The 23,200-nt window shown below is 50.8% G+C and carries 24 protein-coding genes; 11 read left to right on the forward strand and 13 right to left on the reverse strand.

Going from position 1 to position 23,200, the window contains the following annotated elements:
• Positions 1-36: 36 nt before the first annotated feature.
• The 3 genes from PSCS_RS12380 to PSCS_RS12390 form a co-directional block, all read right to left on the reverse strand.
• The gene (locus tag PSCS_RS12380; RefSeq protein ID WP_068812417.1) at positions 37-252 is read right to left on the reverse strand and encodes a TIGR02450 family Trp-rich protein; all 216 of its coding nucleotides are present in this window, start codon (positions 250-252) and stop codon (positions 37-39) included.
• A gap of 102 nt (positions 253-354) precedes the next feature.
• On the reverse strand, positions 355-636 hold the full coding sequence (locus PSCS_RS12385) for a putative quinol monooxygenase (RefSeq protein ID WP_068812418.1): 282 nt from the start codon (positions 634-636) through the stop codon (positions 355-357).
• A gap of 52 nt (positions 637-688) precedes the next feature.
• Positions 689-1,372, reverse strand: a complete 684-nt coding sequence (locus tag PSCS_RS12390) for a glutathione S-transferase (protein WP_068812419.1) — start codon at positions 1,370-1,372, stop codon at positions 689-691.
• A 268-nt stretch (positions 1,373-1,640) separates the two neighbouring features.
• On the opposite strand from PSCS_RS12390, the gene PSCS_RS12395 reads away from it, so the two are divergent.
• The 5 genes from PSCS_RS12395 to PSCS_RS12415 all read left to right on the forward strand — a co-directional run bounded on the left by PSCS_RS12395 (position 1,641) and on the right by PSCS_RS12415 (position 7,109).
• Positions 1,641-2,003: a hypothetical protein gene (locus PSCS_RS12395; protein ID WP_068812420.1), complete on the forward strand. Its 363-nt coding sequence runs from the start codon at positions 1,641-1,643 to the stop codon at positions 2,001-2,003.
• Positions 1,984-3,267: a methyl-accepting chemotaxis protein gene (locus PSCS_RS12400; RefSeq protein ID WP_068812421.1), complete on the forward strand. Its 1,284-nt coding sequence runs from the start codon at positions 1,984-1,986 to the stop codon at positions 3,265-3,267. The genes PSCS_RS12395 and PSCS_RS12400 overlap by 20 nt, the downstream gene beginning before the upstream one ends.
• Before the next feature lie 128 nt (positions 3,268-3,395).
• Positions 3,396-4,619, forward strand: a complete 1,224-nt coding sequence (locus tag PSCS_RS12405; protein ID WP_068812422.1) for a BaiN/RdsA family NAD(P)/FAD-dependent oxidoreductase — start codon at positions 3,396-3,398, stop codon at positions 4,617-4,619.
• Positions 4,616-5,179 (forward strand): DUF1415 domain-containing protein, encoded by a 564-nt coding sequence (locus PSCS_RS12410; protein ID WP_068812423.1) that lies wholly within the window; start codon positions 4,616-4,618, stop codon positions 5,177-5,179. Before PSCS_RS12405 ends, PSCS_RS12410 begins: the two co-directional genes overlap by 4 nt.
• Before the next feature lie 64 nt (positions 5,180-5,243).
• Positions 5,244-7,109, forward strand: a complete 1,866-nt coding sequence (locus PSCS_RS12415) for a M61 family metallopeptidase (protein ID WP_068812424.1) — start codon at positions 5,244-5,246, stop codon at positions 7,107-7,109.
• 43 nt (positions 7,110-7,152) lie between these two features.
• Here PSCS_RS12415 and PSCS_RS12420 read toward each other — a convergent pair whose 3' ends face one another.
• Together PSCS_RS12420 and PSCS_RS12425 are read right to left on the reverse strand one after the other, a co-directional pair.
• On the reverse strand, positions 7,153-8,478 hold the full coding sequence (locus PSCS_RS12420; RefSeq protein WP_068812425.1) for a type II toxin-antitoxin system HipA family toxin: 1,326 nt from the start codon (positions 8,476-8,478) through the stop codon (positions 7,153-7,155).
• Positions 8,475-8,795 (reverse strand): helix-turn-helix domain-containing protein, encoded by a 321-nt coding sequence (locus PSCS_RS12425; RefSeq protein WP_068812426.1) that lies wholly within the window; start codon positions 8,793-8,795, stop codon positions 8,475-8,477. Before PSCS_RS12425 ends, PSCS_RS12420 begins: the two co-directional genes overlap by 4 nt.
• 401 nt (positions 8,796-9,196) lie before the next feature.
• Between PSCS_RS12425 and PSCS_RS12430 the strand changes: the two genes are divergently transcribed.
• The 4 genes from PSCS_RS12430 (at position 9,197) to PSCS_RS12445 (ending at position 14,141) form a co-directional block, all read left to right on the forward strand.
• Positions 9,197-11,473, forward strand: a complete 2,277-nt coding sequence (locus PSCS_RS12430) for a TonB-dependent receptor (RefSeq protein ID WP_068812427.1) — start codon at positions 9,197-9,199, stop codon at positions 11,471-11,473.
• 120 nt (positions 11,474-11,593) lie between these two features.
• Positions 11,594-12,196 (forward strand): hypothetical protein, encoded by a 603-nt coding sequence (locus tag PSCS_RS12435; RefSeq protein WP_082866668.1) that lies wholly within the window; start codon positions 11,594-11,596, stop codon positions 12,194-12,196.
• Positions 12,186-12,569 (forward strand): winged helix-turn-helix domain-containing protein, encoded by a 384-nt coding sequence (locus tag PSCS_RS12440; protein ID WP_082866669.1) that lies wholly within the window; start codon positions 12,186-12,188, stop codon positions 12,567-12,569. The genes PSCS_RS12435 and PSCS_RS12440 overlap by 11 nt, the downstream gene beginning before the upstream one ends.
• A 57-nt stretch (positions 12,570-12,626) precedes the next feature.
• Positions 12,627-14,141 carry a DUF4153 domain-containing protein gene (locus PSCS_RS12445; protein ID WP_068812428.1) on the forward strand — a complete coding sequence of 505 codons (1,515 nt, stop codon included), beginning with the start codon at positions 12,627-12,629 and terminating at the stop codon, positions 14,139-14,141.
• A 227-nt stretch (positions 14,142-14,368) separates the two neighbouring features.
• Here the strand turns inward: PSCS_RS12445 and PSCS_RS12450 are convergent, their stop codons facing one another.
• From PSCS_RS12450 to PSCS_RS12485, 8 genes are all read right to left on the reverse strand, one after another.
• The gene (locus PSCS_RS12450) at positions 14,369-15,172 is read right to left on the reverse strand and encodes a hypothetical protein (RefSeq protein ID WP_068812429.1); all 804 of its coding nucleotides are present in this window, start codon (positions 15,170-15,172) and stop codon (positions 14,369-14,371) included.
• 77 nt (positions 15,173-15,249) lie between these two features.
• Complete coding sequence (locus PSCS_RS12455; protein WP_068812430.1) at positions 15,250-16,752, reverse strand: hypothetical protein; 1,503 nt, start codon at positions 16,750-16,752, stop codon at positions 15,250-15,252.
• 217 nt (positions 16,753-16,969) lie between these two features.
• Entirely contained in the window at positions 16,970-18,244 is a 1,275-nt protein-coding gene (locus PSCS_RS12460; RefSeq protein ID WP_068812431.1) for a tetratricopeptide repeat protein, read from the reverse strand.
• A 412-nt stretch (positions 18,245-18,656) separates the two neighbouring features.
• Entirely contained in the window at positions 18,657-19,085 is a 429-nt protein-coding gene (locus PSCS_RS12465) for an RpiB/LacA/LacB family sugar-phosphate isomerase (protein ID WP_068812432.1), read from the reverse strand.
• 48 nt (positions 19,086-19,133) lie between these two features.
• On the reverse strand, positions 19,134-19,745 hold the full coding sequence (locus PSCS_RS15660) for a LysE family translocator (RefSeq protein WP_082866671.1): 612 nt from the start codon (positions 19,743-19,745) through the stop codon (positions 19,134-19,136).
• Between the two features lie 106 nt (positions 19,746-19,851).
• On the reverse strand, positions 19,852-20,547 hold the full coding sequence (locus tag PSCS_RS12475; protein ID WP_068812434.1) for a hypothetical protein: 696 nt from the start codon (positions 20,545-20,547) through the stop codon (positions 19,852-19,854).
• Positions 20,548-20,728: 181 nt separating this feature from the next.
• On the reverse strand, positions 20,729-21,877 hold the full coding sequence (locus PSCS_RS12480) for an SEC-C metal-binding domain-containing protein (RefSeq protein WP_068812435.1): 1,149 nt from the start codon (positions 21,875-21,877) through the stop codon (positions 20,729-20,731).
• 110 nt (positions 21,878-21,987) lie between these two features.
• Positions 21,988-22,536, reverse strand: a complete 549-nt coding sequence (locus PSCS_RS12485; RefSeq protein ID WP_068812436.1) for a superinfection exclusion B family protein — start codon at positions 22,534-22,536, stop codon at positions 21,988-21,990.
• A gap of 103 nt (positions 22,537-22,639) precedes the next feature.
• On the opposite strand from PSCS_RS12485, the gene PSCS_RS12490 reads away from it, so the two are divergent.
• Both PSCS_RS12490 and PSCS_RS12495 read left to right on the forward strand, forming a co-directional pair.
• Positions 22,640-22,936: an addiction module protein gene (locus tag PSCS_RS12490; RefSeq protein WP_082866404.1), complete on the forward strand. Its 297-nt coding sequence runs from the start codon at positions 22,640-22,642 to the stop codon at positions 22,934-22,936.
• Positions 22,937-22,938: 2 nt separating this feature from the next.
• The coding region (locus PSCS_RS12495; protein ID WP_068810602.1) for a hypothetical protein at positions 22,939-23,200 on the forward strand (262 nt) is incomplete at its 3' end.

The raw sequence follows: 23,200 nt of genomic DNA on the forward strand, positions 1-23,200 counted from the left end.
GATTTTGTTTCCTGAATGGATAAACTTCTTGTATCGTTACTTCCAGCCTTGTCGCCAAGTCTCCTCATTCTGTAACTCTCGCCAATCTATTGAACGATCTCGTTTGGACATAATGGCTTCAATCAGACAGTAAATCACATTTCCATCTTCATCGAATTCGACTTCAGTGATGATGAAGTGTTTCTCTTTGTTGACTGGTTTTACTGCTGTCCATTTACTGTTGAGTAATTTTCTGGGGTTAATTTGATTCACTGACCGTTGACCTCCATTAATTGAGATAATGACTAGAGACCGCCTTAATGGGAGACATTTGTTTGTGGCTGTGCCTGAAGCATGAGTAAAATATCGCGTTGGCTAATTAACTTCTTGTATTTCGTAGTGACGCTCTACATTATTTGTCAGTTTACCCCAGTGTGAGCTTTTGACACGTTGTTGATGCGCGTCAAAAGACGCTCTGTCTATGAACTCCTCATAAACATCAAATCTAAGCGGGTTGTCTGCATTTTGATTGACTGCGAAAACGAGACAGCCGGGCTCTTCCAGGGTCAGTCTTATATGTTGGTTCAATTCGTTTTTTACAGCCATAAGGTCTGACTCAGTAACCAGAATGAACCCTTTTAGAATCAGCCTGGACATGAGTTATCCTCCAACCGTAGCTCTATGAATTGTCGCTACCGCGGCGGCTGAATTATTCATGGCTTTTTCGTTCCTTGGCATCTTGGCTATCATGAGGAAAATAAACTGCTTTAGCACGTTCATGCCATTGAGGGTATTTTTGCATAATACCTTTGAATATATCGGACATCAGCCAGTCGTCCAGCCATTGCGCTAATGGCTGGTATGAGCTTGCATCAAACCACTTTTTGTCGACATGAGCGAACTGCCTTATAAAGGGAAAGATCGCTAAATCGGCCAGTGTTGGACCCTCTCCCATTAAATAACGACTGGTTTCCAGGCGAGCATTGAGCTGGGACAGGAAAATCTCTCCTTTTTCGCGATAATACATTTGGCTTTCTTCATAGCGATCTGAGTACTTATAGCGGTCCAGCGCCCATTTAAAGTCACCATCATTTTGCTCAATTAGATGAAATATATCGTTTTTTAATGCGTCAGGGAGCAATGCTTGCCCCCGCTCTTTATGTTGAGAGAGCGCAAACAGCATGATCTCCAGGCTTTCTTCCAGTACCTCACCGTTAGCAAGTTGCACTACAGGTACTGTCGCTTTGGGGCTGATTTTAATTAACGCACCGGGCTTATCTCGCAGTACCACTTCCCGCAACTCAAAGTAGTGATCAGGTAAACAGTATGCAATAGCCAGGCGAGCCCGCATGGCATAGGGGCAGCGCCTGAAGGTATATAGAATGGCAGACATATTATTCGGGTAAAGTTTTAGCGACTAAAGCCGATACTGAAACATATAGTCATGCAGAGCAATGAATTTTTCGCCCAGACAATAAATTATTGATGGTGGCGGAGGAATAACAGCAATAGACCGAAGAAAGCGTTTGCAGTCCAATCTTGTAGCCAGCTATTTGCCGATTCTCTCACCCCGAGTCCCAGATTCAAGATTTCAATGAGCGAGTGCTATTGCGCTGGCAGGTGATCAAGCAGTTTGATCATTGTATTAATGGAGTTACGTCATGCAAATGTTTCACAACCTGTCTTTTAAGTGGAAAATCAGCATACCCTTGTTGCTGATTGTGTTGATTTTCATTATCAGCTCAACGATGGGTATTACCTCCTCACGTCAGATAGCTGACGATGCAGATAAGGTTGGCAACGTTTTCTTACAGCAAATCGTTCTGCTGCTGGAGGCTGACCGAGATCTTCATCAGGTGTTGATTGCTGAACGTTCTCTGGTCCATGAAGAGGGTGCCAGTACCGAGCAGCGCCAGGTTTATGAAGAAAACAGTGCACAGTTCAAAGAGCGGGTAGACAGCGCGCTTGCGCTTGGCGAACTGGAAAACCTGGACTCTCATCGAAGTGAGTACGGCGCTTTATAATCGCTGGTCTGAGGTCAGTAGTCGCGTCATTACCTTGATGGAAAATGGTCAGATTGAACTGGCGGCCAGACTCAGTCAAACGGACAGCAGTCAGGCCTTTGACGAGCTGCGCAACCTGATAGATGTTATTCAGGGGGAACAGATTGCACAGTCCGACTTCTACACTGCGCAGGCAATGAGTCGCAGCACTGATGCAGTTGTCAGACTGGTGATGGCTACTATCGTAGGTATGATTATTTCTGTTTTGATGGTGGTGTTTGTGCCGCCACTGATCACAAAACCTTTGTTGATCATTCGCAAAAATGTCGAAGGCATTGCTTCAGGCAATGGCGATTTGACGGCGCGAATTGCCGTTAGCAGTAAAGATGAAGTGGGAGACCTGGGTGAAAAGTTTAATCTTTTCCTCGACAAGTTGCATACCATGGTCAGTCAGATCAAAAACTGTGCGCTGCAAGTGTCGGACTCCTCCACAGGTCTGGCCGAAATCTCCAGCATCAATCGCAATGCCCTCAATACACAGAACCAGGCACTCGATACCGTCGTGAGCGCAGTTCATGAAATGTCCAAGGCGATTGGTGAAGTCGCACACAACACCACACTGACAGCAGAAAAAGCCCAAAACGCGCAGGTTCTTAGCAGTAACGGCCTGGACACTGTTAACAAAGCTGTCACTCAGATCCAGGAAGTGTCTGCGCAAGTGGAAGGTGTTTCCGAACTGGTTGCCGGAGTCGAGGCGCAGGTTATCAACGTCACATCAGTGTTGGATGTTATCAAGGGAATCGCGGAACAAACCAACCTGCTCGCCCTGAATGCCGCAATTGAGGCAGCAAGGGCCGGTGAGCAGGGCCGCGGCTTTGCCGTGGTCGCCGACGAAGTGCGGACTCTGGCTAACCGCTCACAAGAGTCGACTACCGATATTCAGGCGATGCTGGAAAAACTGCAGTCAGGGGTGTCGAATACTGTGGTTGCGATGCGCACCAGCGCAGGTGCAGCACTGGACTCGGTGAATACCGCCAATGAGGGCGGCAAGGCACTAAGCGAAATTAACGACTCCGTGGTATCAATAGCCGATATGACCGTGCACGTTGCCGCTGCGGTTGAAGAGCAAAGCGTGGTGATCGAAGAGATCAACCAGAACCTGGCCTCGATCAGTGAGCAATCTGTTACAACTTCTGATAGCGCGACGAAAACAGATCAGTCCAGCCAGGATTTGGGCGTGGCGTCCAGCGAGCTGATGGCCAACGTAGGCAACTTTAAACTGTGAGTTATTCCACATAAGCTGGGCTGCGTAGCATCGCTACACGCGACTTTCCCCGCTTCCAGGCCGTATCGCCAGGAATCGATAGCCACATTTCAAGCGCCCAGCCCAGGGAACGTGTAGAATGCTCGCCTATGACAGTGACAACCCCGGAAAATCGAGAATTCGATGTAGTGATCATCGGCGCCGGTGCTGCCGGGCTGATGTGTGCGGCGGTGGCAGGTGCGCGCGGTCGACGTGTGCTGTTACTGGACAGTGCCAACAAAGTGGGCAAAAAGATTCTCATGTCGGGTGGCGGTCGCTGTAACTTTACCAACATGCACTCGACGTCGGACAATTTTATTTCCGCCAACCCCCATTTCGCGAAATCGGCCCTCAGCCGCTATACCCCCTGGGATTTTATCGCGCTGGTGGAAAAGCACGGGGTACCCTACCACGAAAAAAAACTGGGCCAATTGTTCTGTGATCGCTCGTCCAAGGATATCGTTCGTTTGTTGCTGGACGAGTGCGATGCGATGGGTGTTCAGGTGCTCACCCACTCGCCCGCCAGCAATATTCAACTGGGCGCTCCACTGTCTCAAGCCGCGTCACGCTCCCCGCATCGCCTGCAAACACCCCGGTTCTCAGTCAGCTGCGAATCCCTGGTGATTGCCAGTGGTGGTTATTCGATTCCTACCTTGGGGTCCACCGGTTTTGGCTTTGATTTTGCCCGCTCGCTCGGTATTCCCGTATTGCCTACGCGAGCCGGGCTGGTGCCGGTTACGCTGGAACCAAAGCAGCTCAGGAAGTTACAAGGTCTTGCAGGGGTATCCGTGGATACGGTAACCGCTGCCAGTGGAGCGGCATTTCGCGAGAATATTCTATTTACTCACAAGGGGCTAAGTGGACCGGCCATATTACAAGCCTCTTCTTACTGGCAGCCCGGTGAAGCGCTGGAGATCGATCTGTTTCCGGGCCTGGATCTGGCCGAACACATTCACACAATGCAGCACCAGCGTCCCAAACTGGAACTGAAGAACCTGCTCGGCGAACAGCTCACCAAACGGGTGGCCCAGCGCTGGTGTGATCTCTGGCTGGAGAGTAAGCCACTGGAGCAGCTGGGCAAGGACGATATCCAGCGTGTGGTGTCAGCCTGTAAACCCTGGAAAGTCTGGCCTGCAGGCACGGAGGGGTACCGCACAGCCGAAGTGACACTCGGGGGCGTGGACACCAACGCGCTATCTTCCAAAACCATGGAAGCACGCAATCATCCCGGTTTGTATTTTATCGGCGAAGTCGTGGATGTGACGGGACACCTGGGTGGTCATAATTTCCAGTGGGCCTGGGCGTCAGGCCAGGCTGCAGGAGAGCGGGCATGAGCGAACACACCGAAATCGAAGCCCAGGTGCGTGCATGGATTGACCGCTTCGTTGTGGGGCTGGGTCTCTGTCCCTTTGCTCGCCAGCCGGTTGAAGGGGAGCAGGTGAAAATCGTGGTAAGCCCAGCCCATGATAGTGAGGCCTTACTGGAAGAGTTGCAGCAGCAATTATTATGGCTCGATGCACAGCCGCCCAGGGCGACGGAAACCACGTTGATTGTGGTCAAAGAAATGCTCGGTGATTTTCTCGATTACAACGATTTTCTGGATCTGGCTGACGCTCTGCTGATTAACCTCGGCTGGGACGGGCGATTTCAGTTTGCCAGCTTCCACCCCGACTATCAGTTCGCCGGCACTGATCCTGATGATGCGGAGAATTATACTAACCGTGCACCCTGGCCGATTTTGCAACTGTTACGCGAAGACAGCCTGGAGACGGTGCTGGCCAGCTACCCGAACCCAGGACAGATTCCCGAACGCAACATAGCCGCCATGAACCGTCTGGGGTCAACGGCGCTGGCAGAATTGCTTCAAAAATGTCGCGAGGCGAAGCCTAAATAAGGTGCCGGGATAGCCACCTGTTGCTTCAGCGTTGATCCACTTCAGAGACTTCGGAGGATAGTTTATGAGAGTTAAGCAAGCACCAGTAAACCATGGTCGCAAAAACCTTGCCGCGGCCATGCTATCAATCGTACTGGTCTGTCTGAGCTGGACAGTCAGCGCCGCTGAAACCCGCTATCAGGTGGACTTGTCCGAACGCAATATGCAACAAGTGACCATTGAGGCGCGATTCACTGAGGTGACCGGAGACACGCTGGATTTTCACCTGCCCGTGTGGCGTTCCGGTCTGTATCTGGTGCTGGACTTCGTCGGCACTGTCTCGGGCCTGGAGGTCAGCGATGAAAATGGTGAGCCGCTTGCCTTCGAGCAGACCGCCAAGTCTTCCTGGCGAGTCAGCAGGCCCGATGCCGGCAGCGGGGATGTCGTGGTTCGATACCGTGTTTATGCGGACAGCCTCACTGACCGCACACGCCACGTCAATGCGGACCATGCCTTTCTGAATCCGGCCGCGGTGTTTGTTTATGCTGATCAGTTTCGCGACCTGCCTGTCGACTTGACCCTGGACCTGCCAGAGGGCTGGCAGGCGGCCAGCGGCATGGAGCAACCTGATCCGGGTCGCTTTGTGGCGCCACATTATGACCGCCTGGTGGATTCACCGATTGAGGCAGGTACCTTCGATCTGGTTTCATTTGAAGCAGCGGGCATGAACATCGATTTTCTGATTGATGGTATCTGGGATGGCGATGAAGAGCGGCTCATCGAGGATATGAGTGCGCTCGTAACAGCCACAGCCGAGGTGTTTGCTGACGCCAATCGTGGCTTGCCGACGGATTATTACCTGTTCATGCTGCACAGCGGAGATGGCCTTGGCGGGGGTACCGAGTACTACAACAGCACGGTGGTCCACACCGACCCGCGCGCATTCTGGGACGATGATCGCTGGCAGGGCTTTCTGGGGCTCATGGCCCATGAGTTTTTTCACACCTGGAACGTCAAGCGCTTCCGGCCAGCGTCAATTGACCGGTATGACTACCAGAATATCAATTACACGGAACTGCTCTGGGTCGCCGAGGGCCTGACCAGTTATTACGATCAGCTGTTGCCGGTCCGTGCGGGTCTGATACCGGTGGGCGAATATCGCGAGCAGCTTGCCGGTGCCATCAGCAGTGTGGTGGATGCGCCCGGCTACAGTCAGGACACGCTGGCGCGAGCCAGTCTTGAGGCCTGGACCAAGGGCTATCACCGCGGCGCTGACCGCGCAGCAGACAAGCGCAACCGCACGATATCATTTTACAGCCAGGGCGGACTGCTGGGACTGGTGCTGGATATGGAGATTCGCCGGACAAGTAACGGTGACCGCAGCCTGGATACCGTCATGACTTCACTGTATGACGATTTCCCGCTAGGCAGTGGCGGCTTTACCTATGCCGATTTTCGTGAGCGCCTGGCAGCCGCCGGCGATGATGCACTGGCCGAGCAACTGGACGGCTGGGTATACGACACCCAGCCACTGCCTCTGGCTGACGCGCTGCAATCGGTAGGCTGGGTGCTGGACCGTGAGGATACCAGCGAGAACCCGGTGCAAGTGTCACTGGATGTATCGTTGCGTGGCAATCCCCCGGTCGTTTTTTCGCCCCGTCTGGATGGCGCCGCATGGCAGGCGGGCATAAATGCCGGTGATGAACTGATAGCACTTAACGGGGTTCGCATTGGCAGTAACCTGGATGCCTTGCTCCGCCGTTATAGCCCAGGCGATGAAGTTGAGTTCTCACTGTTCCGCGACGGCCAGTTAAAAACGGTGCCGGTGACACTGAATCGGGTGCGTGCCGATCATGAGCTTGAGGTGGATGAGGACGCCAGTGAGGAGGCGCGTGGTGTACGTGCTGACTGGCTTGGTGGAATGGAGGAGGAAGAAGAGAGCGACGAGTGAAGTTTGAATGCATGAATCGATGGTTTGTTAGGGCCAGTGTTTCTCAGACAAAGTCTTTGAGCTTAATATGACTGTCGATTGAGTCAGCAAGCGCTTTTGGCACCTCATGCTCAGTGGCTAATTTCCGCCACTGAGAAACCGCATCGATCACACTATCAATCACTGCATCGATTTCTTTGCGCTCTACCCGTGGAAGCTGAACGTCCGCAAGCGCGTAAAAGTCAGCGCGGGTATGGCCGCTGCGCTTGCCATTTAAAGACATCCAGTGCTGTTCTACCCAGGGGTTTCCGGGTTTATAACTAAAGGCAACGTCATAGGCCGGGCTCAGTCGCCATTGCTTGTCCTCCAGCATAAAACCAAAGTTCTTGGAGTGATCATCGTGGTTCGTTGCTACGTGGTTAAATACCATACGTCGGAACAGGTCTATCGCGTCTGTCCGCGGCAACCTGAGCTGGCGGGCAACCTGAAACAGCTCTTCATAAGAAAACGCACCAATGTCGTGATAATTGACGTGTTTAATAGCGGTAAGCGTTTGAATGTGTTTTTTCTCATTGCCTGTTCTGTCAAAGCGCTTGGTCAAAAAATGGCGTCGGTTGCCTTCTTCAAGTAAATGACACGGCATCATATGAATGCCGGCTTGCGTGGCCATGAAGTAATAAACGTACTCCATCGTCCCGTAACCTAGCGGATCGCCAAAAGTTTGCTGGGAAGGATCACGCTCTTTGACTCCATCAAATTTCAGCAGGTAATGCTCAAACCCGGCAGGCACGGGTCCCTGACCGGAGCGAACCTGGCTAAAATCCTGGTTAAAAGCCAGAATTGCTTTTGGTCTTGCGCCCCCGGCGCTAGTGCCAACCGCTAATAAATTCTGCATCATTTCTTTATCTGCCGAATCATCAAAATGCGTGTGCTGACGAAAGCCTTTTCGTGTATCGAGCACTTCCTGCGCTAACGTCATCAAACTCTCAAGTTCGATGTCTTGGTTGCTGGCAGTGGTTTGCTTCTTCTGCGCAGGGTGATATTCAAGCGCTCCCATTCCCCGTTCGCCGGTATACTGAAGCCGCTCAAGCGGGCTCAGGGGTTCTGTTCGACCTGGCTGCTGCGCAACCCATTGGTTCAGAACTGCATTACCAAAATCGTCAGGCAAGGAGTCTGCGAGCATGCCTGGCAGTCCCCTGAACGTGTCCCAGTTTAAGCCCGGAAAAGAGTAAATCCTTCCCTTCTCGGCAGGCATTGTCAGAGGAGCAAGCGGAATGTTTCTTTCGACAAACTCAGAGAAGTACTCGAACCGCGCCGCCGTGTCGCCTTTGTTATAACTTAAGGCACCTGCAGGTTCTCCTTTGTAGCGAACTTCAATGGTATTGATCACCAGTCCAGCTCCCCAATGTCGGCAGGTTGCACGCGCGTTTTACCGCTCGCTCGTTGCTTCTGTTTGGTACTGCTTTTGAGTAGTTGCACAGGCGAAACGCCCTCGTCCGGGAATGCCGCAAGTAAGTTGTCGATATGCCCCAAAGCCTGAAGGATCGCGGCATAAGTCGGTAACGTGCTTTTACCGCCCTCGGCGGATTTAACCGCATTCAGTGAGACGTTCGCCAGGGTAGCCAGGTCCTCCTGCGTCAAATCCTGATTCAACCGATATTGCCTGATTCGCTGACCAATGACTGCGGGGACACGATCAGAATTCATATAAAGAACCTTAAATAGACTTTTAATGCAGAATTATAGTGTAGCAGACTATTCAAGGAATGTAATAATATTTTATATAAAAATCCTTTAAAGAGCTTTATAGGCAGTTATTAAGGTTAAAGAACTATATAGAGTCTGTTAAATACGGCATATAGACAGACGTTAATGCGGCGTACCAGAGAGCGAGCGTATCAGCTAAAAATTTGCCGAGGTTGACGGCGAAAAATGACGCCGAACGATTGTTCGGTCGTCTGTCTCACCTGACCCGACGTCTATGGACTGTAACTGGAAATCCGCAATGCAGGGACGTATGGTCGGTTTGACCATCCACTTCGCAGTCAGGAAACAATCGAGGACTATGTTTCCTGCGTAGAGAATCCAGTACACGGAAGGAGACAATAATGAACCTGACAGGCAATCGTGCCACCTCAACTAACTCTGCCTCCGCGGCCAACGGGCCAAATCACCCGCGCGCGCCCCTCAAAAAATCCCTGCTTGCCCTGGCGGTAGCCTCCGCTGCCGTTAGCGCACAGGCGCAGCAATCGGTCATAGAGGAAGTAACCGTCACAGCGCAGAAACGCGAACAGAACATGCAGGATGTCTCTGTTGCGGTCAGTGCTTTCTCTGGAGACGCCATTGACCGGATGGGTTTCGAGGAAGGGCTCGATATCACCCAGCAGGTACCCAACATGAGTTTCTTCGCCATTTTTGGTGAAGCCTCCAGTCCATCAGTCAGCCTGCGTGGTATCAGTCTGGTGAATTTCTCCGACTCCTGGGAGTCGCCGGTTTCGATCTATGTCGATGATGTCTATCGTGGCAACCCGGCTGGCTCGGCCATCCAGTTGTTCGACCTTGAGCGGGTCGAAGTGTTGCGCGGGCCACAGGGCACGATTTACGGACGCAACACCACAGGGGGCCTGGTGCATTATGTGTCACGCAAGCCCACCGAGACCTTCGAGGGCAAATTCAGCGCCAGTGTGGGCAACTACGGTGAGACCATTGCCCAGGGTGCTGTCAGCGGGCCGCTGGTCGATGGCGTACGTGGCCGCCTGGCTGTGAAGCGCACCAAGAATGATGGCTGGCAGACCAATCCCGTGGATGGTCGCAAACTGAACGAGACCGACAGTATGGGCTACCGTGGTCAGCTGGAGTTCGATGTCGGCCGCACTGGTATGTTCCTGCTGAATGTTCATGGCAGCGAGGCTGATCAGGCATCGGTAGGTTTCTCCCATATGGGGTACCTGGACCCTGATGATCTGAGCCAGACCTGCTCGGTGAGCCGAATCCAGAATGGCGAATGCAGCAGTAACACCTTTGGATTCACCGGCGCAGAGGCGGTGAATGGTCAATATGATCCAGAGCATGTGGCCACTGGCGCCAGTGAAGGCCTGAATACCACGATTGATACGTTCGGTGTCTCCGGCCGCTACACGATGGACCTGAGCGACGATATTACGTTTACATCGGTAACTGCCTACGAAGAGCTCGACAAATTCCTGCAGGACGATGGCGATGGCACCGAGGTGGTATGGTTTGATGAGCAGTACGCTGTTGATGCCGAACAGTACACCCAGGAACTGCGACTCAACGGCAGCGGCCTGGACAGTAACTGGGTCACGGGCCTGTACCTGTACAAGGACGATCGCGGACTGATTACCCAGGCGCCGACTACCGCTGACGCGGGTGTTTTCGGTGGCTATTTCCACGAAGAATACGTGTCACTGAAAAGTGAGTCCTGGGCCCTGTTCGGTCAGTATGAATATGACCTCACCCCGCAGTTGACGGGTATCTTTGGGGCTCGCTATACCGAAGAGGAGCGAGACTTCTCGCAGCGCTCTCCCGTCAGCTTCTACACACCCCGGGTCGAAGGCACGGGTGATCTGTCCGAAAGCGCATTGACCGGGCGCATCGGCCTGGACTGGCGCCCACGCGAAGGCACGCTGGTGTATGCCAACATCTCCACCGGCTTCAAGAGTGGTGGCTTCTCTGGCAGCTACAATGCGTCAGAGGCGGCCCTGGCGCCGGTGACATCAGAAGACGCCATCAACTACGAAGTCGGCCTGAAAACCGCGTGGGCAGATGGACGCTTCCGTCTGAACGCGTCGGCCTATCGCTACGATATTGAAGACTACCAGGCACAGGTGTTCCTGACTGTGGAAACTGGCAGTGTGATTACCAATGCTGGTGATGTGACTGGTGTGGGCGCGGAACTGGAATTCACGGCGCGGGTGACTGACAACTTCGAACTTATCGCCGGACTGGGTCTGCTCGATACCGAATTCAGCTCCAGTCAGGTGTTCAACGTTGCCGGTGATACCTACACCCTGGATGGTAATGAACTGCCCTCAGCACCGTCTACTAACACCAACCTGGTGGCGCGCTACTACATCGGTCTCGGCGATGCCGGTGAGCTGGCCTTGCAGGCCGACTACACCTGGCAGGGGGATCACTTCCTGCAGATCGAAAATGATCCCTACTCGAAGCAGGACGCGTATGGCCTGGGCAATGCCAAGGTCAGCTGGCATTCGATGACTGGCGACTATGTGGTAGAGGCCTTCGTCAGAAACCTTGCCGATAAAGAGTACTACACCTACCAGAATACTCTGGGCAGTGACTGGGGCTATGGTGTCTGGGGCATGCCACGTACTTACGGTGCCAAGTTCAGCTGGAACATGTAACTGTCTGACCGTCGTGACACAGGCCCCTCGGGAGGGGCCTGTGCAAATGAACCTTTATATGCTTTACTTTTTAACGCAAAGTACTTGACGGGAATGTTCGTTTGTCAGATGCTATGCATCATGATGAACCAATCCAAGTCAGCCTCGACACCTGCCTTCTTGCATGAGCATGCAGAAGATAACCTGCGTTTTATCCGCACAACCATGGAAAGTGCGACTACCTATACAGGTGTCTCCGGGCTTGGCTATGTTATTGCGGGCTCGACGGCATTTTTGGCCTCATGGTTAGCCTCGAAGCAAGCGAATGAAGCGAGTTGGCTGGCGATCTGGATGCTTGAACTGGTGGTGGCGGGCGTCATTGCCTTTGGTCTTAGTGCTTTCAAAGGCGTTAAGCAAGGCACCTCTTTTCTATCGCCAAGTGGCCGCAAACTCTTGTTCGTGTTCATCCCGACAATGCTGGCAGGCGGGCTGATAACCGTGTCATTTCTGCTCCAGGGTCATGTTTCATTACTGCCCGGGATCTGGCTTAGCATTTATGGCGCAGCTGTCATGACCGCAGGCTTGCGCTCAGTTGCCATTCTGCCGGTGATGGGAGCACTGTTCCTGCTGCTAGGGGCGATCACATTATTAACACCAGTGTCGGGTGATCTCATGCTGGCTCTTGGCATGGGCGCACTACACCTGGTTTTTGGCATTATTATTTGGAGGTACCATGGCGGCTAATGCGGCATCGTCCAAGGCTTCTGCGGACACTTCCTCGGTGAACACCAAGCGCGCAAAAGCGTCCAAGCAAGTAGATTCAGCCACCGACCTGGATAAACTGATTCACGAGCGGACCCGTCTTGCTTTGGTTAGCACCCTGGCAGCGCACCCCAGGTTAACGTTCAATGACCTGAAGTCCCTGTTATCGATCTCTGACGGAAATCTCAGTGCTCATGCCCGGAAGCTCGAAGATGCCGGATATATAGTTTGCAGTAAAAGTTTTGAGGGCCGCCTGCCGCGTACGGATTATAGCCTGACAGAGGCAGGCCGCGCCGCGTTAGACAAATATATCAAACACATGGAAGCGCTTATAGCAGCCATGAAAGCGCCTTGATATTTTTTTGCACATTCACTTTGTAACGCAAAGTGCTTTTCTGTAAAAGGACCCATTATGCACCTGAAAACAAACATGATGTTAACGATCGTTGCAGTTGCCCTCATTCTGGGGAGTGTGGGAGATTTTCTTTTCTCCCCTGAAGGCCCGTGGAATGTATCGGGAAGTATCTGGGTTGCACTGCTGAGCTTGTTTGCTCTCTTCATCAATCGCCACGGTGGGCGTGTCTGGCTAAGAAAACTTCTCACTTGGTCAGGTATCGCCTTCGCGGTTTCTTTGCTGCTTACTATTCGTGATGCAGAAGCACTGATCCCTCTTGTCCTGCTGGTGCAGGTAGCCTGCGCTAGCGCCGTTCTTATGCAGGCCAACAAAAAAACATTAATTGCTGCCCGGGTAGAAGAATTTCTAATCGCCTTGTTTGCCTTGCCTGTGCAAATGGTGACGCGATTTTTCAGGCTGATTGGGGATTTGCCATTTTTTGAAATGGCTCATAGTCCCCGGCTGAAGGGGGTATTAAGAGGCTTGCTCATTGTGGCGCCATTGTTGGTTGTGTTTACGTTGCTGTTTTCATCTGCCGATGCAAACTTTGAGCGCTATACCCTGGCGTTAGGTGATCTGATATCAGTCGAGCTCCCGCAACATGTACTGAGTATCGTATTGATGAGTGTTTTCTCCGCCGGATTACTGCTGTGCACCATGCCCGAGCTGTCAAATCAATCCGGGCTGCAATCACGGCCTCTGAAAAATAGAATGAATTTTCTTAGGTCGCTGGGTGATGAAGAGATTGCCGTCATCATGGGGTCACTTGTTATATTATTTTTGGTTTTTGTCTTGTTGCAATTTGGCTATCTGTTTGGCGGTCGAGAGACGATTGAACAAGTCGATGGTCTGACTCTGGCGACTTATGCCAGGCGAGGATTTTTTGAACTCATTGCGGTGTCACTTCTCACCCTGGTAGTGCTGCTGTGGATGTCCTCGACGCAGTGCAATCAACGGATATTTCGTCCGATGGCGGTCGTACTGGTTGTTTGTGTCCTATTCATTATGGCTTCGGCAGCGCAACGTTTGTACCTGTACAGCGAAACATTTGGATTGACATTAAGCAGAGTATTGGCCGCAGCCATTATGCTATGGCTGGCAGGTAATCTAGTCTCTTTTATCGCGACGCTCTTGCGATCAGGGGGAATCGGGTTTGCTTTTGGTATGTTCGCCTCTGGCATCGCCACCGTGATCCTGTTGGGGCTGGCAAACCCGGCGGCAATAGTGACGCGTGTTAACTTGAGTAAAGCCATCACAAGTAGCCAGGAACAATCCATCGACATCAGGTATTTAACAAGGCTTGGCGCCGATGCGGTCCCTCCTCTACTTGAGCGAATTCATCACTTACCTTCATATCAGCAATTCATCGTGGCGTATGAGTTAATCACCCGTTACGGTGGTGAGAGAATAGAAGATGAAAAAAATGACTGGCGCACATGGAATGCCAGTCGAAGCAAGGCTAAAGCGCTTGTGGCCGAGCATTATAATGAGCTGGTACGTTTGGCAGAACAGATACGTTTTGTCCCCAAATAGGCCGAAATAGCTAATTCGGGGTGAAATGGTTTCTTACCCACTTGCATCGCAGCTATGGCTATATTGACGCTGGCGAGGCATTGACTAAACGTGTACGTGGCAGGTTTTGTCGTTATCTATCCAACCGATAACACAGTTCAGCTGGAACATGTAAGCGTTATCTGTAACCGTGATATTAGGTAAGAGAGTGGCCCCGACGACATCGGTTCGTCGGGGCTTGCTCACACTTACGGAATAAATATCTCACGGTTATACCAAGGGGTCGACGTGACCCCGGTAAGCACTTCGGTGCCATCGAAAATGGCAGAGAACAGCGGCCCTTCGGCAGTGAACGATACGGATTCGATGCGGCTGTCGGGGCTACCGGGAATGCCCAGGCGATCGGATGCCTGGTCTATGTGGTAGGTGCGTGTGAAGTCGGGTCGCAGCCCGGAGCGGATGACGATGGAAGTTTGTCTGCGTACCGGAGGCGCTGAGCGATAGCGCAGATTCAGCAGCACTCTGTCTCCGCTTTCAGCAGCAAACTCCCAGGTCTCGGCGCTGCTTGCACTCTCTTCACCCAACCCTGAATGGGAACGCTCTGTTCGGGCAATCAATGCGGGCTGATATACCTCGTATGCGCCAGTACCTTCAGGCGAAATGCCGTTGATAATCATCACACCAGACAGTCCGCTCTCTTCGTTGCTCGCTTGTGTGGATATCACCATATAACGACTGGCGCCCGTGCGAACTTGTTCGCCTTGTGCGTCGAGAATCAGATAGCGGTCCATGAATGTCAGCGAAATATTCACCTTGCCCGGCGCATCGGCAATGGGCCTGACGCTCCAACCTGGCGGTAGCAAAGGAAGGATGGCCGCTTCACTGACACGAAAGCTCAACGAGGTCCGCACCTCAGCGCTCCACTCTTCATAGTCCTGTGCCGTTGCGGGGGAGGAGCCGATAAGTAGCGCACACGCCAATATCATCAAGTGTAGTGACTTGGCTCTGACATCACGAGCAATCGCGAAGGTCTTTGACTGTAATCGGTTCATTTTAGATATCCAGGGTTCAGATGAGTGAGTAGATGGCAGATCGCACCCAAATGGATACATTAATACCGTACCGCCCGCTATTCAAAACTGATCAGTTCGAAAGCGGGTGGCTCCGTCTGCGGCATCAGGCGAAATATTGCGCTGGCAGTCGATTCAGTACCGTCAGCCTGCATCAATACGAGGTCAGGTAATGTCAGCAGCCCGCTGCTTTCGTCGAAGAATGATGGGGCACTCATCACCTGCGTACCGTCAATTGCTGGGAGTTCGGTCAGGCTGGTCGCCCGGAACATGCCCAGCCGACTGTCTACATTGACGAGTACGGCGCGATAGTGACTGTCACCGATCTTCAATGCCGGGACGACCAGTTTGTCGTCCAGATAGCTGGCCCTGTCTTCGGCCCGTTGCAGCTCTGGCGCGCCGCGTACCAACCAGAAGCCGGGCATCTCCATCGCGCCGCCTTCGTTATCAACCACAGGATATCTGCCTTTTGAAAAACCGGTGCTTTGTTTGAATGTGCCGGTCTGCGGCGGCCCTTCATATCCGTAGACTCTGGCTGAGCCAACCGCTGGCAAGTTGGTGTCCCAGGTGTAAGGCTCATCGGCCGTGACACCCCGCATGGCCAGTATTGTATCTGTAATGCCGGGAGACAGTAACCGCACAAACTCGGCAAGCGGCGCGCCAAACTCATGATCCGCAGCAGGTCCGCGAACGCTCAGCGCTTGAGCCGCCTGTCCCTGTGCGTGCAGGTAGTTCAGCAACAATTGTTCGACCTGGGATGCTCGTGCCAGCTGGAATCCCTGCAGATAATCCTCGGTTGCCAGCGCATGCAATGCGTCTTCCAGGCGCAGGCCGGCGCTCACATGCAGGCGTATCCAGTCATAGCCGGTATTGGGATCGCGCACAAGCAGTTGATCCTCAGGTTCGCGCAGATCCGCCAGGACCAGCGGCTGGCGTTCCGGCACCGGGAAGAGCGCCGCATTGGGCGCAGGAAGATCTGATGGGTTATTGACGGCAACGGAAACACTATCCAAAGCTCTGTTTGGCGTAGGCAGCTTGACTCCCTTATCCGTTGGCATCACGGAGAGCACAGGCTCTATCGTCACACTGGGCATGTGCTTCAGCGTTGCATCGGCGTAGTACATCTGGCCAACCGTGATGTAGCGCGACTGCCCGGGCGCAATCGTTTGCGTGCCGCAGGCAATGTGGCAGCGCTGCAGGGCATAGACATCAGTGTCGTTCTGCCGCTCGCCTATACTCACTCGTACACTCTGGTCATTGCCATTGTGCACATGGGCATGAAGAACAAAGGTCTGTCCCGCCTCAATGGTCTCGGGGTAAATCAGTTGCACCGACATTCCCTGTAACCAATGTTCAATCTGCTCAGGGGGAACAGTATCAGATTCGAACTGCGCCAATGCCTGCATGGGGAGGATAGAGAGTGTGGACAGAAAAGAGAAGCTGAGCACACAGGCCAGCAAGGATTTGATGCTGCGTTTTAGTCCGGCGCTTGTCTGGACGTATTTGGCAGCCGTGTGACGTGTTGAAATCTGTACTTGTGTTGTTGTCACGCGATCCGTCATAGGTAATCTCCTTGAGTACGCCAAGCATGGGCAAGAACTAATGAGGTGAAAGTCCTCTGCAGGGAGATCACCGTCGAAAACCATGTTGTGATTAGACGATAGCTACTAGCGAATGGCAAGGGCAGTTCCGCGAGTGGCTGTCTGAAGGGGTCGAAGCGCAGCGGAGACCACGCACGCAGTGCGAGTGACCGGAAGGGAGCGTGCGTCCCTGGTAGCGTTAATTCGCGGCAAGATCGCGCAATGCTTGCAGTTTCCCGCTGAATCTGGAGCGGTCTTCGCCACGTGAATGGCGCCTGGCCTTGACCAGATTTTCCATCACCTGCTCGGCGTTGCCCAAGCGTTGATGGGCAATCGCTAACTTGTGATAAAACAAGAATTCATTGTGCTTCAGCGCTACGGCGTCTTCGAGATGCCCAATAGCCTGCTCGATGTCTCCGGCGTCCATGTCGGTGTCAGCTAACAGCTGGTGATAATAAGGGTTCTGGGCCTTGAGCTCGGCGACGCTGGCTTCCAGTGTCGCGGCTTCTTCCGTTCTTCCCTGACGATGATAGATACTGGCCAGATTACTTTGGGCCGAGTGAGCATCGCCATCCAGAAGTAAGGCGTTGTTATAGGCTTCTTCTGCCAATTTCAACTGCCCCTTTCGAGAATAAACCACACCCAGGTTAGTCCATGCCACGACAGAATCTGCATCTGTGCGCAGCGCTTCGCGCGTATAGGCATACGTTAAATTCAGGTCGTCATCCAGCAGCGCTTGAATCGCCTTGTTACTGTAGTACAAAGATAATACCTGGTAGTCATCAAGCCTGTCGTGGCGAGACTGAGAGCTGATGACGGCAGGACTAATATCCATCGTATAACGGCGCGTCGCTGAAGGCTTTTCAGCAGTACCTGCAGTCACACCACCTAACTGGTTCACAGTACCCAAGCTACTATCGAAGAAGGAGATGCTCGATTGTGGTGCCCCGTAACCGACAGTTGAGGGATCAATCTCAATAATGCCAGTGACATTGATGTGCTGATTATTAATCCAGGTACTGTTCGCGCTATCCCAGTAGGGCGGCGCCGATACAAGTTGAAATTTTGCATCAACTTGTGCGTAACGGGCGGCAGCAACGAACATGGTTGAAAAAGAAAGGCAGTTGATTTTTCGATTGGCCGAGAGATCACTTATTGAGTAGGTTTCAGACACATCGAACTCGAATTCTTCAAATTGTCGATACATCCAGCGGCGCAAGCGGCGGTAGCGTTCAAACTCGTCTTCGATAGGCAATACCAGCCGATCCAACTCGGCGCGGTATTCGGCGGGTAATTGCAGAAAATCTTCCGGGGCGTATTCAATGCGCTTGTCGTCAAGCGGAAAGAGCTCGTCTCTTAACAAAAGGTCGAGTTGCGTTTGGGTGATGGTGGGAGCCGGATCTACAGCTGTACAGGCACTGATTACCAGCGCCGAGAGTGGCAGCGTGCGCGTGATAATTGTCAATAAACCCATGTCCGATACCCTCTTATTAGTTTTATATTTGAATTCTTCGGGACACTCACAACGTAACAACTTAATAGTGTCAGAAGTGTATGTGCGAAACAACCAAGTTGTGAGTGTCCCCTTTGGTCTTCCCATTATCCCATAACATTAACCACAGCATCCTGTCTTGCACTCAGATTTGCTCGATCAGATTTTCTCTGAACGTAACCCAAGGTTCAGGGCCATGAGTTACTTTAATTGTACCGTCCGTTTCCAGGGCAGAAAGGTTCTCGCCCCGTAGGGGGGAGAGAGTACTTGACCAGCTTGATAGCATCCAGCTCGCCAGAACTACGGGGGTTAGATGTCTACTATATAGGGTGAAGTTTCGTCCGGGCGCATAGCGCCGAACTGCTTGCGATTGTTATGAAGTCCCCGGATTTTTCTAACCATCTATCTTGTCAATCCTTCTTTGATGCCTGCCGCCTTTAAACTCAGAAGAGAGCCAAGTATCAACGACTGCAATGGCTTTAGCTTCAGACATCATCCGTTGGCCAATAGCAATCATATTGCAATTACCATGCTCTTTTGAAAGCTGAGCCGTATTTATGTTCCAGACTACTGCACATCGGATTCCGGGTAGCCGATTGGCAACAATCGCTTCATTCCCACTTCCTCCAAGAATAATGCCGAGCAAACATTGACCATTAGCAACTGCCTGCGCAGCCCCCTTAACGAAATCAGGGTAGTCTACGGGGTCTGTCGAGTAGGTACCAAAATCTTCAACATGAATCCCTTTGGTTTCTAGATGAGACTTGATGGCTTCTTTATACTCAAAGCCCGCATGGTCACTCGCTAACGAAATGCTAGTCATAGGCTCCTGCTTTATAACGCTTCCCTTGCTTGCACTTGTTACGAAAATTTACCTGCTCGAAGAGGCTAAACCAATACCAAAACTAACGAACACTACCCCACTAACTTTATTTAAAGCCACACTACCTCTTGAAGAGGAAAGTTTGGATCTAGCAAAAGAGGAAAAAAGTGCATAGGCTGTATGAATAACTATTACTAGCACGCTAAAAGTCACCGCCAATAAAATAAATTGTGAATTATACTCTTGAGATAAGTCAATAAATTGGGGAAATATAGACATAAAGAAAATGATGCCTTTTGGATTTGAAATTGAAACTAGAAAACCCTCAATGAAGCATTTTAAAAAAGAGACTTCCCGAAGACTAGAGCGTGCTCCGCTAGCCTCTTTTGTACGCCACATTTTTATACCGAGGTATATTAAATATACAGCACCAATTATTTTCACTACTGTGAAAGCCATTATGGAGCTTGCCAAAATAATACCTAAACTTGTAGCGGAAATAACTGCTACAAGCAATATTGCTAATGCTATACCAAATATCCCAGAAAGTGACTTAAACAACCCTCTCTGAATAGAATTGTTTATAGTTAACATAACTGCGGGTCCAGGCAATAGAATTGTCGCTATTGCTACGCCCACATATATTAAATAGTTATCCATTTACCCCTCTCATAACGCCCGTATTCACGCGCCAGCTCTGCTGGTCGCGTGCAATTGATTGTTATGCACGGCCTATCCTTTGGATGATGCATACAGGCACCCATAATTAAGCAGTCACCACTTCCTTCCGACCTAGAGAGCAATATCTAATCTCACCGGAAGGGCTTGTAAGTTTCAGCGAGGCGGCTTCAAGGAGCATTTTACCAAGCCCTTTCAGCTGAAGCGTTTTGGACTCGATTTCATCTTTACGACACTCTCCGACATAGAATCGAAACTCTTTCTGATAGGAAAAACTAATATCCTTAACCGTAAGCGAACGATCCAATGGGTTGCTAGAATACTGAACAAATCCATAACGAACCTGAGAATCGCTAGCCTTGCTCAACAATTTTACGTACGCACGGATTTTCTTTGCAGGCAAGAGCACAAAGTAAGTACCGAATTCCTCCAACATTCGCTCCAGTGACTGTTCAAAACAATTGTGAGGCCCTAACACGGACCAAGATTGCAACCATGCGTCTTTTTGCTCATGCGCTGGGTATATCAGAATGCTTTCCGAATCCTTGGAATCAATCCGCTGACCATCAACTTCAATGGTAGGCATTGTGTCCCCTAGCCCCTTGTCCCAGTAACCCACGCACGATTCGTTTTTATCACCCCTTCCAATATCTTCATGCTTTCGATAGAAATGTGGCGTCCTTAGTAAAGAGCAGCCCCTTTTGAATGACAAATAGTGTTCTTCCTCGCTGAAAAACTTAATCAGGGCTATCGCTTGCTTTGAACTGTCAGGTTTCTGCTTCATTAAACTTGAATCTTGATTCCTACGACATCAACAGGGTGAGTAGTGCATAACGCCCATGTTCAAGTGTTAAAGTACACTGGCTTGGCTTTTGCGTTTTTTTGCAAAAGGTATGACGGTGTACTTTGGTCACCTTGGAACTGTTTGTTAGGCCTTTGTTTGAAAAAGCAAGCATTCTTGGATGTCATGTGAAATTCCAGCCAACAAGCCTTTTCTTGTTTGCAGTAAAAGCGCCGCCTTCATAATAGAGGGCACGAGCATAGCTTGTAATTTGCGCTCTCTGCTTCGGATTTAAGCTTTCCCACCAGCTTGCAGAGAAATAGGTGTTCTCACAGTTTACAAAGCAGTACTGAACAAATACATCACCCTTCTCATCATCAGGGATGTTTCTAAAGCTCTCAACTACTCTTTTGGCATGAGTACCACCCTTCTGCCAGACGAAAACTATCGCCCCTCCGTTCTCAGTGTTGACGATGCTGTGTGACAGTAGCTCGGCATCGATACTCAAGTCCCACATATCGACTAGTTTGTTTCCTTCAAAATCAAACTCGCACTGAAACACGCTGGAACTTACAACAGATATATCACCCTCAAACATAAAGCAGGCGCTCTCAAAAGCGTCGTAATTACCGTCAACAATGCCTCTTTCAATGTAAGCTCTCAAGCTCTCGGTCTCTGCTAGAGACTTGCTATGCGCCTTAATATTCGCATTACAACTGTATTGGATATCTATCTGGCGATCTAAATCTCGTCCTCGGTCAAGTATACCCTTTTGGAAACGTAGGGATTCAATAAGAGCCTGTTTTCTATAGATTTCATTGCATACATTCCTGAAGGCATGCAATACACTGTGCTCATGCTGTCCATCAAATGCCATCCTTTCAATCGGACCGACTAGCTCGGAATCATGGCGGCTACAGTATCCGGGAAAAGTAGATGCCTTTCTCCATCCGATGCTTTGAGCCTCTAGTCCTGGACTGTCACTGCTTGACTCGAAGTGCATTACATGACCTGCTTCATCGACGATTTTTGATAAAGGCCCTTTCCGCTGAATCGTGTGAGAATCAATGATTTTTCCGTTACAAGCTGACGGTGACGATTTGGGGTACATGCAACCGCGTTTGCGCCAGAAAACGTCTCTTTGAAGCTTTCTAAGTTTTCCTAAAGTAAAGGGTTTTTCTTGCTCCCTATGCATGTGGCACTTCTTGTATTTCTTGCCTGATCCACACCAACACGGATCATAGTGTTTATGTTTTTTTAACGCATTCACTACAAAGGGATCATTTTCATCAATCTCTGATACTCGAAATGGATGTTGTGGGACGTTTATCATCTGAACTCGGCTTCTGACTGCCTAACACTCGGCTAAACGGCGCGAACGCAGTGAACGTCCGGCGGAGTGAAACGGAGCGAATTTGAGCCGCTTGTTAGCTGCCTTTGGAATTACCAAAACCTATCTCTCTTATCTGTACGGTAAGTATTTGTTGAACCTTGAAGGACAGATGGGTTTAAGTGGATATAATCCCATGCAAAATCACTAATATTGTGAGAGAAACCTTCCAGCATATTTCCAATCTGGGCAGACCTGTAAATAATTCTACAGGCAACTAATTCTTGTACCACACCGTCATCGACTTTGAGAGTGTTGGACCTAGTCCCTATCGCAAAGTAATACCGCAGTATCTGCTTTTCATCTTCCGTAAGGTTGTTAAGTTTATCTATTACAAAACGTTGAATACGACGCCGCCGAAAAATATTTAAAACCCGATTAATAATCCACGATGCTATGGCGACAATACAGATACCAGCAGAAACTAGAAATGCCAACCCAAACCAAGCTCTATATTGAGTTGATATATCCTGTAAACCCAATAACTGAAGCCAACTTTCAGGAAGAAATATTAACGCTCCAGCAATCAAAGCCACAGCCACCAAATATTTTGGAGCAAGCTTCAAAACTTCAATTAATGATCTTACGGCCTCTGTCAACATTTCATTCCTTCCGGAGCTCGAACAGCTAACGCCGCCAACACGCGCAGCTTTGTAGTGGAGGTGAAGCCGCAGCGAAAAAGCTGTCGCTGTGCTTGGCCTTGTTATGGGATGTATTTTGCTGCATCATTTAACCATTACCGCTTTGTTATTTTTGGTAAATACGATGGATACAGCCCAACTTGAAAGTATTACAAACGCCGCTATGACACTGTCTGAGCGAGAGCGAGCCAAACTTGCGCATGATTTGGTAGCAAGTTTGGATGGCCCTGCCGATATTAGCGTCGCAGAGGCCTGGGATTCTGAAATTTGCCGTAGAATCAATGACATTGAATCTGGCAAAACAGAACTCATGGATGCAGATGAAGCCATTGCACGTGCTAGGGCTCGGATAAGGAGCTGATTTTGAAGGTAAAGGTTAGCACGGAAGCTACCGAAGAGTTGATCGAAGCCGTTGCGTGGTACGAATTGGAAGTCCCCGGCCTTGGAGGCCAACTGATCGATACGTTTGAGCAGGCTACAACCAGGCTCAGTAAACCAAACCCTCCGCTTATACCCATGGTTGGTGAAGCTTCCAAGCTGGGAGCTAAAAGACTTATTCTTCAACGATTTCCTTTCTCCCTTGTGACGATAGTCGATAACCAAACGATCACTGTTGTCGCTTTTG

This window comes from Pseudohongiella nitratireducens, assembly GCF_001642735.1.
GTDB lineage: Bacteria > Pseudomonadota > Gammaproteobacteria > Pseudomonadales > Pseudohongiellaceae > Pseudohongiella > Pseudohongiella nitratireducens.